We start from the raw sequence: 14933 nt of genomic DNA on the forward strand, positions 1-14933 counted from the left end.
GCTGACTTATTGATTTACAACGACTAAATTTTCAAAATCTTGATATTGATGAATTTGTTTGCTTTTGCGTCGATTTTGCTGTTGTGTCACCAACTCCGATACCGTAATTTCATTTAAAAAACCTTCAATACGCAAACTAAGCTGTTCCCACAGCGAATGGGTTAAACATTCTTTTCCACCTCGACAACCAGCCTGTCCCTGACAGCGGGTCACCGTAATATTTTCATTGACGGCGGCAATAATCATCCCAATTGAGATTTCTTTTTGCTCAAGTCCCAATTGATAACCGCCACCCGGTCCACGCACACTTTTTACCAATCCGTGACGGCGCAATTTTGCAAATAATTGTTCTAAATAGGAAAGGGAAATATGTTGGCGTTCGGAAATATCCGATAAACTTACCGGACCATCATCCGAATGCAAGGCAATATCTAAGATTGCAGTTACTGCATAACGACCTTTTGACGTTAATTTCATTTTCTGTTCCTTCCTCTAATAACGATTGGCTGATCTTTACAGATCATACCAAAATAGTCAACTATTATCCCGCTAAGATTTTAGGGATTTTTCCACCGCACTTAACATTCCAAGTAAAATATTCAGCTCATTTTTTTCCGGCGCGGCACGTTGATAAAGGCGTCTTAGTTTTTGCATCACCGCTTGATTTTGGATAAACCCTAATTGTCGATACAATTTTTCAGTATGAGAAAAAAAGTACTCCATTTCCGAAGCACTGGGAAAAGGATTGTCTGTCCGGGTAAGAGTAAATTCCGCTGAGGACTGTTGCGCTGCCAGCCATGCCATCCGCACTTCATAACAAACCAGCTGTACCGCCATCGCCAAATTTAAAGAAGGATATTCAGGGTTTGCCGGAATAGCCAGATGATAATGACATTTTAATAATTCATCATTAGTTAACCCAACACGTTCCCGTCCGAAAACTATCGCCACTGTCCCCACCACTGAATGTTGCAAGGTTTTAACACCGCATTCACGCGGTTCAATAAGACTACTTTGTAAATGACGTAATCTGGCGCTGGTTCCGATAACTAACGAGCAATCTGCAATGGCTTGCTCAAAATTAGCTACAATTTTGATATCACGCACAATATCCTCCGCCCCGGCCGCCAAAGCAAATGTTTGTTCATCTACGGATTTAGGCGAAACCAAATAAAGTTGGCTTAAGCCCATGGTTTTCATGGCGCGAGCAGCGGAACCAATATTACCGCCATGCGAAGTTTCCACTAGGATAATTCGAATATTTTCTAACATAATCAAACAGATAACATTATTCTTGGGGAGAGAGGCGAGCAAACGAAATGATCCGACTTAACTCCCACTAAATTAGTGGGAGTTATTCTATCATAATATCCGCTATTTTTAGTCAACAATTTTCATTATTTATTACGATAAAATAGACACTGACAACGCATGCATCAAGATTTCCGATACGAAATCACATAATTTTGTTACAAATCAGAAAAATTATGCGAACAAGATCACAATATTTTATTAACAAAATTGATCTATTTTATAATCTCATTTAAATTATCTCAGAGACACTTCTTTTATATTCCCTATTTTCTCTGTTTATAGGAGTATGCTATGCAAAACACAACATCTATTATTTTTAAACCAAATGATGAATTTCGTCGCCAAGCCAACATATCAGGACTGGAAAATTACCAAGCGCTTTGGGAATTTGCCGATAAAGATTATTTGCAATATTGGAGTGATTTAGCCCGCGAATTGATCACGTGGAAAAAACCCTTTATGCAAATTTTTGATGATAGCAATCCACCATTTTATAAATGGTTTACCGATGGCACATTAAACGCCTCCTACAATTGCTTAGATCGTCACTTGCCAGATAAAAGCGATAAACTAGCACTGATTTTTGAATCCGATTTCGGTCAGGTCTCACAATTCACCTATGCACAGCTCCATAACCGTGTTTGTCGCTTTGGTAACGCCTTGCGCGAACTTGGCGTAAAAAAAGGCGATCGAGTTATTATTTATTTACCTATGATTGCCGAAGCGATTGTGGCAATGCAAGCCTGCGCGCGAATTGGAGCAATCCATTCCGTTGTTTTCGGCGGTTTTTCTGCCGGTGCATTACGCGATCGTATTGAAGATGCGGAAGCTAAAATTGTCATAACCGCTAATGCTGGATTACGTGGCGGAAAAATTATTCCATTAAAAGAAACCGTTGACGAAGCCTTGGAGATTGGCTGTAAATCCGTAGAAAATGTGGTGGTCTATCATCGCGTTAATATCGATACTCCTTGGAAAAAAGGTCGTGATTTATGGTGGAATGAACTATCTAAAAACCAACCCGCCTTTTGTGAACCGGAATGGATGAATGCCGAAGATCCCCTCTTTATTTTGTATACCTCCGGTTCTACCGGCAAACCCAAAGGTGTGGTTCACAGTACTGCCGGTTATTTATTAGGCGCCATGAATTCTTTCCGTACGGTATTTGATCATAAAAATAGCGATATTTACTGGTGTACTGCTGATGTGGGCTGGGTAACCGGACACTCTTATATTTGCTACGGACCGCTTGCCAATGGTGCCACACAATTGATCTATGAAGGTGTCCCAAGTTATCCTGACGTCGGACGAATTTGGCGCATGATTCAACGTCACAAAGTCACCGTTTTTTATACCTCACCTACCTTAATCCGCTCCTTAACCCGCGTGGGCGAACAAGTGCCTAATAAATACGATCTGTCTTCCCTACGTTTACTGGGGAGTGTTGGAGAACCTATTAACCCGTCAGCATGGATGTGGTTCCATGAAGTAGTCGGTAAAGGAAAATGTCCAATTGTGGATACTTGGTGGCAAACAGAAACCGGATCAATTATGCTGGCGCCAATTCCGGGCGTTATTGCAACCAAACCCGGCTCCTGCACCCTGCCATTACCGGGTATTATGGCGGATGTGGTGAATGAGCAAGGTAAAAAATGCGAGGAAGAAGAAGCCGGCACGTTGGTTATCAAACGTCCTTACCCATCTATGTTGCGAACAATTTGGGGCGATCCGGAACGCTATAAAAAAACCTATTTTCCGGAAGAATACAATGGTAAATACTATGTCGCCGGAGACTCGGCATTACGTGATAAAGACGGTTATTTCTGGATTTTAGGTCGTTTAGATGACGTATTAAACGTCTCCGGTCACCGCCTCGGTACTGCCGAAATTGAATCGTCATTAGTTTCACACGAACAAGTTGTTGAAGCAGCAGTAGTTGGTAAACCGGATGAAGTGAAAGGTGAATCCGTGATGGCGTTTGTGGTGGTGAAAGGCTATCGACCGGAAGGTGAAGAAGCCAAAGCCCTTGCTGAAGAATTAAAAATTTGGGTTTCCAATCAAATCGGCAAAATCGCCCGTCCGGAAGATATTCGCTTTGCAGAAAACTTGCCAAAAACTCGCTCGGGTAAAATCATGCGTCGTTTATTACGTTCCATTGCGAAAAACGAATTAATTACACAAGATATTTCCACCTTAGAAAACCCACAAATTATTGGGCAATTGCAACAACAAATTGTGTGATTTTTACTCATAACAAATCGGGAAAGTAGCGCAATAACGCGCACTTTCCTACTTTTTTATCTATCCGGCATGCGTAATCATTTTCTCCCACCTCCCTGTCAGAAAAAGGAAAAAGCACGATTTCCTCTTTGCAATCTGAGACAAAATTTCCTATAATCACGACTTTTAATCCGTTCTTTAAAATCCGGTGGAAATATGAATCCAATGTTAAATATCGCTATTCGTGCGGCGCGAAAAGCGGGTAATGTAATTGCTCAAGGGTATGAACGTCGCGATACAGTGCAAACATTTACAAAAAGTCCGAATGACTATGTGACAAATATTGATAAAGCCTCTGAAGCGGCAATTATCGAAATTATCCAAAAGTCATATCCGGATCACACAATTATTACCGAAGAAAGCGGTGCGCTGGAAGGGAAAGACAATGATGTACAATGGGTCATTGATCCGCTAGATGGTACCACCAACTTTGTTAAAGGTTTACCACATTTCTCTGTGTCTATTGCTATTCGTGTCAAAGGTCGTACCGAGGTGGGTGTGGTTTACGATCCGATCCGCAATGAACTATTTACCGCAGTACGTGGCGAAGGCGCTAAACTTAATGAAATCCGCTTGCGCGTTGACAGCAAACGCGAATTAGCCGGCACCGTAATTGCCACCGGTTTTCCATTTAAGAAAACATCATTAATACCAATGCAACTTGCCATGATGAGTAATTTGCTTTCCGAAGTCGCTGATTTCCGTCGTACCGGCTCTGCCGCATTGGATTTATGTTATGTTGCTGCCGGTCGTGTGGATGGGTACTTCGAATTTGGTGTGAAAGCTTGGGACGTTGCTGCCGGTGATTTAATCGTACGTGAAGCGGGCGGATTGGTTTGCGATTACCACGCCGGCCACAACTACCTCACCGAGGGTCATATTGTTGCCGCACCGGCTCGTATCGTCAAAGAAATTTTAGCTAAAATTCAACCTTGCATTGATGGTAAACTATAAGACTATTTCAATGAATAACAAAAAAGCGGAAGTAAAAAAAAAAAAAAAAAACCCCTGTGTGCCCTTGCCTCCCACGACTGAAGTTATACGATTACTGCCTTACGCAATATAAGCAAAACTTACCCACAGCGGCAGGCCAGCGGTTAATAAGAGTAAAATCACCAAGGTATAATAGGATAGTATCCATTTGCGGAAAATATGTAGCGCAATAATCGCCACAATCACTAAATGCAACAAAAAGTATAGCCCAAGGGCAAATTCATTGGCAAAAGTGACCGCGCTTGAATACGCATATGCCATAAAACCGAATACCGCAATCGCATTTAGCAATAAGAAAATCAGCATCACCAATGGCAACAAGGCGATAAATCCTTGCAGCCGGTTACGCGAAATTACCAATAAAATATTTGCCAAAATCACGCCCATTAATAATTGAGCAAAGAGATTATATTGCGGGAAAAAATGCCACGATAAATTTGTAAACATCAAGAAATAGCAAATGATTCCAAGCCCCGATAACAATGTGCCTAAAATTAAAATTGACTTGCGCATTTGCGGATCTTGTGGCTGAAACCAAGCGGCTAAACACCCTGCAATCCCACATAAGCTGACCAAATCGGTGATCACATAATGGTAATTAGAAAAAAGGCTAATAAACAACCAAATGCCCCAATATGGCAACAAATATAAATTTACCTTAATTAAGCGTGAACGTTGTCCATGGCAAATTTGCCCCCGACTAAACACCAAAAACATCACCAGTTGCGCAAATAGCACCCCAACGCTTAAATGAGAAATGGCTCTGGCTTGCGGTTGCAGGAATAAGGTAAAGAAATCGATGCTCAATAAAATAACGATAAAAAATAAAGAGATAAAAATATTTTTTGTGTTGGATTGTATCTGTGGCATAGTCATCATACAAAAGTGAAACAAAATTGTTTATCATTATGCAAAAATTTAAAAGTGCGGTCAAAATGAATATTGTTTATGGCATTTTATTTCGTTCCCCACTAAAATATCGACCTAAAGCATCTCTTTTGGAAATAAATTATGTTACTAAGCATACTGTATATTATTGGCATTACTGCTGAAGCAATTACCGGAGCTCTTGCAGCCGGAAAAGAAAAAATGGATATTTTTGGCGTGGTTATTATCGCCTCAATGACGGCGATCGGCGGAGGAACGATACGGGATATCTTATTAGGGCATTATCCTTTAAGCTGGGTAAAAAATCCACAGTATTTTTTAATCGTTGCTACAACGGCTATATTAACCATATTTATCACTCCATTAATAAAACGACCTATTCGTTATTTTCATAAGGCTTTTCTTATATTAGATGCCCTTGGATTAATTGTATTTTCTATCATCGGTGCACAAATTGCACTGGATATGGGACACGGTTTCATCGTTACCAGCATCGCTGCAATTGTCACCGGAGCGTTCGGCGGCGTTTTACGTGATACCTTCTGTAACCATATCCCGTTAGTATTCCAGAAAGAGCTTTATGCCAGCGTTGCACTCATTGCAACTGCTATCTATGTTGAATTACAACGCTTACAAATCAACCAAGATATTGTTATTATTACTACATTAGCTTGCGGATTCACTATTCGTTTACTGGCAATTCATTTCGAATGGGGACTACCGATATTTGATTATCAGGAAGATGATACAAAAAAAGTAGCCAAGGTAATAAATTACCGAAAAAAACAGATAAGGATAAAAAATGAGCATCAATTTAGTGGAAATAGGCAAGCAAGCCAAACAGGCAGCATTCTCTCTGTCCCAATTGTCGAATCAAGAAAAAAATCATGCGTTGGCGATTATTGCTAATCAATTAGAAGCGCAAAGTGAAAAAATCCTCAATGAAAATGCCAAAGATATTGCCTTGGCAAAAAAAAATGGGTTAAGTGAGGCGATTATTGATCGCCTGCTGCTCACCAAAGCGCGGCTTTGTAACATTGCCAATGATGTGCGCCATATTATTTCGCTTGCTGACCCGGTCGGAAAAATTATTGATGGCGGCATTTTAGATAGTGGACTGAAAATTGAACGCGTACGCACACCGCTCGGCGTTATCGGTACAATTTATGAATCCCGTCCAAACGTCACCATTGATGTTGCCGGTTTATGTTTAAAAACCGGCAATGCAGTGATTTTACGCGGTGGAAAAGAAACCCAATACTCCAACCAAGCGTTAATTGAGGTGATCCAATATGCCCTTGAACAAGCACATTTACCGAAATACGCGGTTCAAGCAATTAACTCGCCAGATCGAGCTTTAGTGATGGAATTGCTCAAACTCGATCGCTATGTGGATATGATTATTCCGCGTGGTGGCGCCGGTTTACATGAATTTTGCAAAAAACATTCCACCATTCCTGTTATCGTGGGAGGAATTGGCGTATGCCATTTATTCGTAGAAGAAAGTGCAGATCAGGAAAAAGCGCTGAATGTCATTGAAAATGCGAAAACTCAGCGCCCAAGTACATGTAATACGTTGGAGACTTTATTAGTACAAAAAAGCATTGCTGCCGATTTTCTACCAAAACTTGCCCGTCATCTTACCGCGAAAAAAGTTAAATTTCATGCTGATCCAACCGCACTTTCCCTCTTACAACAGGCTTCCGCTGAAGTTTATCCGGTGCAAGATCAAGAATTGCGTAACGAATGGCTATCCTTTGATTTAAATGTGGTGATAGTCAAAGACATTGCTCAAGCAATTGAACATATTAGATCATATGGTAGTCAGCATTCGGAAGCTATTTTGACGTCGTCACAAAAATTAGCCCATCAATTTATCACTCAAGTAGATGCGGCAGCGGTTTATGTCAACGCCAGTACACGTTTTACTGATGGAGGACAATTTGGATTAGGTGCAGAAGTCGCTGTCAGTACCCAAAAATTACACGCGCGTGGACCTATAGGATTGGAAGCACTGACAACTTATAAATGGGTATGTTGTGGTGATTATACCATCAGAAACTAAAAACATTTATTATTAATAAATGGCAATTTTAGATTGTATTTTATTGCTAACATTCGGATGACGATACAGGCAATGATAGCGAGCCACGGGCTAAGTAAGGGGGAGATCACCCCCATAGAACCCAGCAGCTCTATCGATGCCCCGACAATAGCTGCACTGGCGTAAATTTCAGCCTGAAAAATCAACGGCGGTCTCCCAGTCAATACGTCTCTGATACAACCGCCACCTACAGCTGTAATACATCCCAAAATAATCGCCAACTGAATACTTCCCGTCATGTGCCAAGTTTTATTTGCTCCGAAAGCGGCAAAAAAGCCTAACCCAATGGCATCTAAAAAATTACTAATCCCAGAAAGTGACAGTATTTTTTTCTGAAAATAAGACACGCATATAATTGCTAAAATGACGGCGCCTAAATATTCAATATTCTCCAATCCGACAGGAGGCGTAGCAGACAGACATAAGTCCCTTATTACGCCACCACCAACAGCAGTTACCGTCGAAACAACAAAAATACCAAATAGATCAAATCCTTTTTTCACCCCTGCGATAGCACCGCTCAAAGCAAAAACAAATGTACCGAGAAGATCAATGAAACTAAATAAAGATGACATAACACCCCTTTCCCTTGACCCCAGCCTAGGGGCAGGGGATTATCACAATTAATCTAAATACGTTTCAACCAATTTTATCCAATAAACTGCACCGTTTGCAATCATTACATCATTAGAATCGTATTTTGGATTATCAATTAGCCGGAATAAGACGCCGAGTTGACTTTGGTACGAAAATGCCCCTGAGATCAATACTTGATTTTTGCTGAAATTTATTTAAAAATCGTCAATTCTACTAACGTTATGTTATATAGTGAACACAATATTTTATTAACCAATAAGGAAAATTTATCATGTCTCATCTTTCAGTTGCTAAATTCGGTGGCACCAGTGTCTCCAATCATGCCGCAATGACCGCTTGTGCCAATATCGTTATCGCGGATCCCAATACGCGCATAGTCGTCCTATCCGCCTCTGCCGGTGTCACTAATTTATTAGTGAAATTGGCAAAAGGTTGTGAGGCAACGGAGCGGAGCAAATTAATCGAAGAGGTTCGGCAAATTCAAGAAAATATTTTAAATGAACTTAAAGATGCCTCTCAAGTTCGAAACAAAATAGAGCAAATTCTAAAACACATTGAATCTTTAGCTGAAGCAGCAAGCTTGGCAAACTCAACCGCACTTACTGACGAATTAATCAGCCAGGGCGAAATGATGTCCACCTTAATTTTTGTGCAAGTATTGCGTGAATTAAATACCAATGCAACATGGGTAGATGTACGTACTGTGGTGGCAACCAACAGCAATTTCGGTAAAGCGGCACCCAATGACAAACAAACGCAAAAAAATAGCGATTTAGTATTAAAACCGTTAATCGATCGTGGTGAATTAGTGATCACTCAAGGCTTTATCGGACGTGAACCAAGTGGCAAAACTACAACCTTAGGTCGCGGCGGCAGCGACTATTCCGCCGCACTTTTAGCCGAAGTATTAAACGCCAAAGATGTATTGATTTGGACAGACGTTGCCGGTATTTACACTACCGATCCCCGCATCGTGCCTGCTGCCAAACGCATTGATACCATGAGCTTTGCTGAAGCCGCCGAAATGGCAACTTTCGGCGCGAAAGTATTGCATCCGGCAACCTTGCTTCCGGCAGTTCGCAGCAATATTCCGGTATTCGTCGGCTCAAGCAAAGCACCACAAGATGGCGGAACTTGGGTTACCCGCGATCCGCAACCTCGCCCAACTTTCCGCGCCATTGCCTTACGTCGAGACCAAACCTTGCTTACTCTTTCCAGCTTAAGTATGCTGCACGCGCAAGGATTTTTAGCAAACGTGTTTGCCATCTTAGCTAAACACAAAATCTCCGTCGATACCATCACGACATCAGAAGTGAGTGTCGCCTTAACACTCGACAAAACCGGTTCCGCTTCATCCGGTGCGGATCTGCTTTCCAGCGATTTATTGACGGAATTAAGCGAAGTGTCCAGCGTAAAAGTCGATACCGGGCTTTCTCTTGTAGCATTGGTCGGCAATGATTTGCACATTAGCGCCGGCGTTGCCAGACGTATTTTTGACACGTTAGAAACATACAATATCCGCATGATCAGCTACGGTGCCAGCACAAATAATATCTGTATGCTCGTTCACAGCCAACAAGCTGATGAAGTGGTCGGAGCGTTGCATAAATCCTTGTTTGAATAAAAGCCGATAATTCTTTTGCTTTAAACAGAAAGTGCGGTCAAAATTTTACATTTTTTGACCGCGCTTGTTATTGACAAATCAATTAAAACCCTTGGGTTTTACCATCCGGATTACGCGGATCGGAATAACCATAAAATCCATCTCCTAAGGCTTGGATAATTTGGATACGTCCCATTGGCGCTTTTTCGCTGATTTTATGCCCTCTTTCCACCAATAATTTCAACGTATCTAGGCTTAAGCCTTCTTCAACACGCAATTCATCAGGTAACCATTGGTGATGAACACGCGGTGTCACAATCGCTTCCGCCGGATTCATTCCGTGATCAATTGTATTTAAAATACTTTGCAATACCGTAGTAATAATCCGCGCGCCACCCGGGCTACCGGTGACCAACCAAGGTTTATCATTTTTCAACACCAAGGTCGGCGTCATTGAAGAAAGCGGACGTTTTTTCCCTTCCACCGCATTCGCATCACCGCCAATTAAACCAAACGCATTCGCCACCCCTGGTTTTACCGAAAAATCATCCATTTCATTATTCAACAAAATACCTGTTCCCTCCGCTACAATCCCACTACCAAAATTCATATTTAAGGTATAAGTCACCGCAACCGCATTACCATATTTATCCATCACAGAATAATGAGTAGTTTGATCGCTTTCATAAGATTGCGGTTTACCCGGTTTAATCTCTACCGCGGGACGAGCTTTATCCGGATCAATAGTTTTAATTAATTCTTTCGCATAATCTTTCGAAATTAGCCCCGTTACCGGAATTTTCACAAAATCCGGATCACCCAAATATTCCGCACGATCAGCATATGCCAACTTCATAGTTTCAGCTAAATAATGAATCGTTTCGGCGCTATTAGAACCGGAATCCGCCAGAGCATAATTTTCCAACATATTCAAAATTTGTACTAAATGGATCCCGCCGGAGCTTGGTGGCGGCATGGTTACAATTTTATAACCGCGATATTCGCCGACGATCGGTTTGCGCTCCACGGATTGATAAGCTTTCATATCTTCTAACGAAATCAATCCATTATGTTTTTCCATCTCGGCGACAATTTTTTTGGCAATTTCGCCCTCATAAAAGGCTTTCGATCCTTGCTGCGCAATTTGGCGCAATGAATTCGCTAAATCGGCTTGCACTAAACGCTCCCCTGCCACTAAAGGGCGGTCATTTTTAAAGAAGATTTTTTTACTGCTTTCCCATTTCCCTAAGGTTTCCGTTTCTGCTTGCAAGGTTGCAGCCAAAGTATTGCTCACGATAAAGCCTTCTTCCGCCAACTTAATCGCCGGCGCCATCACTTTTTCTAAGGGCAAAGTTCCCCATTTTTTCAAGGCATATTCCATCCCTGCTACAGTTCCCGGTACGCCAACAGCAAAATGCGTATAAAGGGATTTACCATCCACCACATTGCCTTGTTCATCTAAATACATATCTCGGCTAGCTTTGCTCGGTGCCATTTCGCGAAAATCAACGGAAAAGCTCTCTCCGCTTCTCCCATCATGCAACACCATAAAGCCACCGCCACCAATATTTCCCGCATTCGGTAACACCACCGCTAAAGCAAAACCAACCGCCACAGCCGCATCAACCGCGTTACCGCCTTGCTGCAAAATCTCAATCCCGACTTGCGTTGCCAGCTCTTGTTCAGAGGCAACCATCCCCTGCTTGCCAAATACCGGATGAAAAATATCCTTACTGCTGTCATATCGCTGCGCTGCCAATTGGGTCGCCGTCGGCTGCGTATTTGCCAACAAATCAAGGGAGACCGGAAGCGCCAGCGCAGCGACAATACTGCTAATTAAAAAATATTTTTTTGCTTTTTTATACATAGCGTTCTCCTGTTGTATGATGAGTGTTCAATCCGATTATGCACAAAAATGAAGCAAAAGCAAAATATTTTTAACAAAAAGATAACATCTATATTTATTTAGCGAAAAAACGCCCTCATAAAGAGGGCGTTTTTTGCTATTACTTTGAATTAGCGACGTAAACCTAAACGAGCGATAGTAGTATTATAAAGCTCAAGATTAGTGCGTTTTAAGTAATCTAAAAGTTTACGACGACGAGAAACCATACGTAATAAACCGCGACGACCGTGGTGGTCTTTTTTGTGAACGGAGAAGTGGGCTTGTAAGTGGTTGATTTGCGCAGTTAATAACGCAATTTGCACTTCTGAAGAACCGGTATCTTTCGCATCACGACCAAATTCAGCAACGATAGCTGCTTTTTTTCTGTACTTAGAGACATAATTAAATCCTCATAAATGAGTGGTTGATAATACATCGTTCGCCGATCTCTAACTCAGCGACGACAGGGAATGCTAATTCTAATAACGAAAAGCAAAAAATGCAACTAAGTTCACAGTTTTTTCTGTTTAAATTAAGTAAATTATATAGAAATAAGGTGATTTCTTTATAGCTCAACGATACGGAGGTTATTATGACAGGTATTGCACTGATTATCAGTTTTATTGTCGCTATTATAATAATGATTTGGATGATTGCCAAACTAAAAGTTCATCCATTTCTTGCCTTAATGACAATATCCTTGGCTCTTGCCTTTTTAGCCGGCATTGAGCTAAATAAAATTCCAACGATTATTGGGGATGGATTTAGCGGAACCTTTAAAAGTATCGGTCTTGTCATTATTTTCGGCGCCATTATTGGTACCATATTGGAAAAAACAGGTGCTGCACTCAAATTAGCAGATATGGTGGTAAAACTCGTTGGGCAAAAACGTCCTGAATTAGCGATGCTAATTATGGGGTGGGTCGTGGGTATTCCGGTATTCTGCGATAGCGGATTTGTGGTACTCAATCCAATTCGAGAAGCTATCCGTAAAAAAATTGCTGCCAATCCAGTCGGCATGGCGGTAGCATTAAGTGCAGGGTTATACGCCTCTCACGTATTTATCCCACCAACACCAGGTCCAATTGCCGCCGCCGGCGCAGTTGGTCTTAGCCACAATCTTTTGTTAGTGATCGGCATGGGGGTTGTCGTTTCAATTCCAGTCTTATTCGCCAGCTATTTATTCGCCAAATATATTGGCAAACAAGTGACTATATCAGATGAAGAAGCAGATACTGTCATTAATCAAAGTTATGAGGAACTGCTCAAAAAATACGGAACGCTACCAAGTGGCTCACTTAGCCTTGCACCAATTTTTGTTCCCATTGTCCTTATGGCATTAGGTTCTATTAGTAAAATCATCGGATTAGAAGGTGTGCTTGGTAATGTGATGAATTTCTTGGGTAATCCGATCATTGCTTTAGCAATTGGGGTAATCTTTTCTATCTTCCTTTTGGCGAATACAAAAAAATTAAGTGAATTTGATGTATTAACCAATGATACCTTGAAACTCGTCGGTCCAATTTTGTTTATTACCGCGGCCGGCGGCGTATTAAGTAAAGTCATTACGGAAGCTGGTTTTATCGAATATATTAAACAAAATGCACATGTGATCAGTACCGCCGGTATTTTCTTCCCATTCCTAATTTCAGCAATTTTAAAAACCGCACAAGGAAGCTCAACCGTTGCCATCATTACTACCGCCTCTATTATGGGAATGTTTAGTGCGTCGGACTCTCTAATGAACGCGCTCGGTTTAACATCTGAAATTGCCGCAGCGCTTACCGTTATGGCAATTGCCGCAGGTTCAATGTGTGTATCTCATGCAAATGATAGTTATTACTGGGTTGTCACGAATTTTACCAAAATGACCCCACAACAAGGCTATCGTACTCAAACAACCTTGACATTTATTATGGGTATCGTTGGAATCTTAACGGTTTATGTACTTTCTTTGCTGCTGTTATAACAAGGAGACAGAATGAAAATCATTATTGCACCGGACTCTTTTAAAGAAAGCCTCACTGCGTTAGAAGTAGCGGAAGCAATTGAGACCGGATTTAAACGGATTTTTCCACACGCCGAATACGTAAAAATACCAATGGCTGATGGTGGCGAAGGTACCGTACAATCTCTTGTTGATGCAACTCAAGGAAAACTCATCCAAACGGAAGTCACAGCACCACTTGGAAATAAAGTGAGGGCAACATGGGGATTATCCGGCGATAAACAAACTGCCATTATCGAAATGGCGGCTGCTTCCGGTTTACATTTGGTTCCATTAAACCGGCGTAATCCTCTTTTAACAACCAGTTTCGGTACTGGGGAACTTATCCGAGCCGCGCTGGATTTAGGGGTAAATAAAATCATTTTAGGTATCGGCGGAAGTGCGACCAATGACGGTGGCGTCGGAATGTTGCAAGCCTTAGGCATTCGCTGTCTTGATCATCAAGGGCAAGAAATTGGCTTTGGTGGAAAAAACCTGGCCAATATTCAACAAATTGATCTTTCCGCACTCGATCCACGTTTACAACAAGTAGAAATTGAAGTAGCCTGTGATGTCACTAACCCACTTTGTGGTGACAATGGTGCATCCGCAATCTTTGGACCGCAAAAAGGCGCCAATGCCGAAATGGTCAATCAATTGGATCAAGCCTTAGCGCATTTTGCACAGCAAGTAAACGCACAATTAGGCTTAAACATTAGTGCCCAAGCCGGTGCCGGTGCCGCGGGCGGAATGGGTGGCGGCGTATTATTATTGCCAAAAGTGCGGTTAAAATCCGGCGTCAATATTGTACTTAATACAGTGCAATTAGGCGATAAAATTCAAGATGCCGATTTGGTCATTACCGGCGAAGGAAGAATGGACGGACAAACCACTCAAGGCAAAACGCCTGTTGGGGTAGCATTAGCAGCTAAAGCGGCAAATAAACCGGTGATTGCCATTGTCGGTTGCCTACGTGAGGATTATGAAGTGGTTTACGATAAAGGAATTGACGCGGTTTTTCCAATTATTCGCCAGCTAGATAGCCTTGAAAGCACCTTGAAAAACGGACGAGAAAATCTCATCTCCAGCGCACAAAACGTAGCGAGATTATATCAACTTGCCCAATTGAACAAAAATGTATAAAAAACAACCGCACTTTAATCTCACTTAATCAAAGTGCGGTCGTTTTTTTAAAATTTTATAGACAAAAAATTTATTTTGGGTAAATTAAATCAGGCAATACTGGATAAAGCATTTGTTATAAGCGCATTTAGCCAGTGTT

11 protein-coding genes and 2 pseudogenes are annotated in these 14933 nt (G+C 41.6%); 7 read left to right on the top strand and 6 right to left on the bottom strand.

Annotated features, from left to right (window positions below; all coding sequences use genetic code 11):
- Nucleotides 1-6 precede the first annotated feature (6 nt).
- Nucleotides 7-477: a Fe-S cluster assembly transcriptional regulator IscR gene (iscR, locus tag CFY87_RS02020; RefSeq protein WP_094945626.1), complete on the bottom strand. Its 471-nt coding sequence runs from the start codon at nt 475-477 to the stop codon at nt 7-9.
- Between the two features lie 72 nt (nt 478-549).
- Nucleotides 550-1272 carry a tRNA (cytosine(32)/uridine(32)-2'-O)-methyltransferase TrmJ gene (trmJ, locus tag CFY87_RS02025; protein WP_094945627.1) on the bottom strand — a complete coding sequence of 241 codons (723 nt, stop codon included), beginning with the start codon at nt 1270-1272 and terminating at the stop codon, nt 550-552.
- Nucleotides 1273-1605: 333 nt separating this feature from the next.
- Between trmJ and acs the strand changes: the two genes are divergently transcribed.
- Nucleotides 1606-3555 carry an acetate--CoA ligase gene (gene acs / locus CFY87_RS02030; protein ID WP_094945628.1) on the top strand — a complete coding sequence of 650 codons (1950 nt, stop codon included), beginning with the start codon at nt 1606-1608 and terminating at the stop codon, nt 3553-3555.
- A 195-nt stretch (nt 3556-3750) separates the two neighbouring features.
- Entirely contained in the window at nt 3751-4548 is a 798-nt protein-coding gene (suhB, locus tag CFY87_RS02035; protein ID WP_094945629.1) for an inositol-1-monophosphatase, read from the top strand.
- Nucleotides 4549-4647: 99 nt separating this feature from the next.
- Here the strand turns inward: suhB and CFY87_RS02040 are convergent, their stop codons facing one another.
- Nucleotides 4648-5457: a hypothetical protein gene (locus CFY87_RS02040; protein WP_094945630.1), complete on the bottom strand. Its 810-nt coding sequence runs from the start codon at nt 5455-5457 to the stop codon at nt 4648-4650.
- A 141-nt stretch (nt 5458-5598) separates the two neighbouring features.
- Here CFY87_RS02040 and CFY87_RS02045 point away from each other — a divergent pair.
- Both CFY87_RS02045 and proA read left to right on the top strand, forming a co-directional pair.
- Nucleotides 5599-6281: pseudogene (locus tag CFY87_RS02045) on the top strand (trimeric intracellular cation channel family protein).
- Nucleotides 6278-7540 carry a glutamate-5-semialdehyde dehydrogenase gene (gene proA, locus CFY87_RS02050; RefSeq protein WP_094945632.1) on the top strand — a complete coding sequence of 421 codons (1263 nt, stop codon included), beginning with the start codon at nt 6278-6280 and terminating at the stop codon, nt 7538-7540. Before CFY87_RS02045 ends, proA begins: the two are co-directional and overlap by 4 nt.
- Here the strand turns inward: proA and CFY87_RS02055 are convergent.
- Nucleotides 7537-8154, bottom strand: a complete 618-nt coding sequence (locus tag CFY87_RS02055) for a trimeric intracellular cation channel family protein (RefSeq protein ID WP_094945633.1) — start codon at nt 8152-8154, stop codon at nt 7537-7539. The genes proA and CFY87_RS02055 overlap by 4 nt on opposite strands.
- A 293-nt stretch (nt 8155-8447) precedes the next feature.
- Between CFY87_RS02055 and lysC the strand changes: the two genes are divergently transcribed.
- Nucleotides 8448-9800 (top strand): lysine-sensitive aspartokinase 3, encoded by a 1353-nt coding sequence (gene lysC, locus CFY87_RS02060; RefSeq protein ID WP_094945634.1) that lies wholly within the window; start codon nt 8448-8450, stop codon nt 9798-9800.
- Nucleotides 9801-9882: 82 nt separating this feature from the next.
- Here the strand turns inward: lysC and ggt are convergent, their stop codons facing one another.
- Entirely contained in the window at nt 9883-11646 is a 1764-nt protein-coding gene (gene ggt / locus CFY87_RS02065; RefSeq protein ID WP_094945635.1) for a gamma-glutamyltransferase, read from the bottom strand.
- A gap of 149 nt (nt 11647-11795) precedes the next feature.
- A pseudogene (rpsO, locus tag CFY87_RS02070) lies at nt 11796-12064 on the bottom strand (30S ribosomal protein S15).
- Nucleotides 12065-12256: 192 nt separating this feature from the next.
- Between rpsO and CFY87_RS02075 the strand changes: the two are divergent.
- Complete coding sequence (locus CFY87_RS02075) at nt 12257-13633, top strand: GntP family permease (RefSeq protein ID WP_094945637.1); 1377 nt, start codon at nt 12257-12259, stop codon at nt 13631-13633.
- 12 nt (nt 13634-13645) lie between these two features.
- Nucleotides 13646-14794 carry a glycerate kinase gene (locus tag CFY87_RS02080; protein WP_094945638.1) on the top strand — a complete coding sequence of 383 codons (1149 nt, stop codon included), beginning with the start codon at nt 13646-13648 and terminating at the stop codon, nt 14792-14794.
- Nucleotides 14795-14933 lie beyond the last annotated feature (139 nt).

This window comes from Actinobacillus seminis (assembly GCF_002263215.1).
GTDB classification, from domain to species: Bacteria; Pseudomonadota; Gammaproteobacteria; order Enterobacterales; family Pasteurellaceae; genus Actinobacillus_B; species Actinobacillus_B seminis.

What these genes read in the sequence shown, in the direction of transcription:
- ggt (WP_094945635.1), bottom strand. Translation starts at nt 11,646, where the DNA reads ATGTATAAAAAAGCAAAAAAATATTTTTTAATTAGCAGTATTGTCGCT.
- iscR (WP_094945626.1), bottom strand. Translation starts at nt 477, where the DNA reads ATGAAATTAACGTCAAAAGGTCGTTATGCAGTAACTGCAATCTTAGAT.
- CFY87_RS02055 (WP_094945633.1), bottom strand. Translation starts at nt 8,154, where the DNA reads ATGTCATCTTTATTTAGTTTCATTGATCTTCTCGGTACATTTGTTTTT.
- proA (WP_094945632.1), top strand. Translation starts at nt 6,278, where the DNA reads ATGAGCATCAATTTAGTGGAAATAGGCAAGCAAGCCAAACAGGCAGCA.
- suhB (WP_094945629.1), top strand. Translation starts at nt 3,751, where the DNA reads ATGAATCCAATGTTAAATATCGCTATTCGTGCGGCGCGAAAAGCGGGT.
- CFY87_RS02075 (WP_094945637.1), top strand. Translation starts at nt 12,257, where the DNA reads ATGACAGGTATTGCACTGATTATCAGTTTTATTGTCGCTATTATAATA.
- trmJ (WP_094945627.1), bottom strand. Translation starts at nt 1,272, where the DNA reads ATGTTAGAAAATATTCGAATTATCCTAGTGGAAACTTCGCATGGCGGT.
- CFY87_RS02080 (WP_094945638.1), top strand. Translation starts at nt 13,646, where the DNA reads ATGAAAATCATTATTGCACCGGACTCTTTTAAAGAAAGCCTCACTGCG.
- CFY87_RS02040 (WP_094945630.1), bottom strand. Translation starts at nt 5,457, where the DNA reads ATGCCACAGATACAATCCAACACAAAAAATATTTTTATCTCTTTATTT.
- lysC (WP_094945634.1), top strand. Translation starts at nt 8,448, where the DNA reads ATGTCTCATCTTTCAGTTGCTAAATTCGGTGGCACCAGTGTCTCCAAT.
- acs (WP_094945628.1), top strand. Translation starts at nt 1,606, where the DNA reads ATGCAAAACACAACATCTATTATTTTTAAACCAAATGATGAATTTCGT.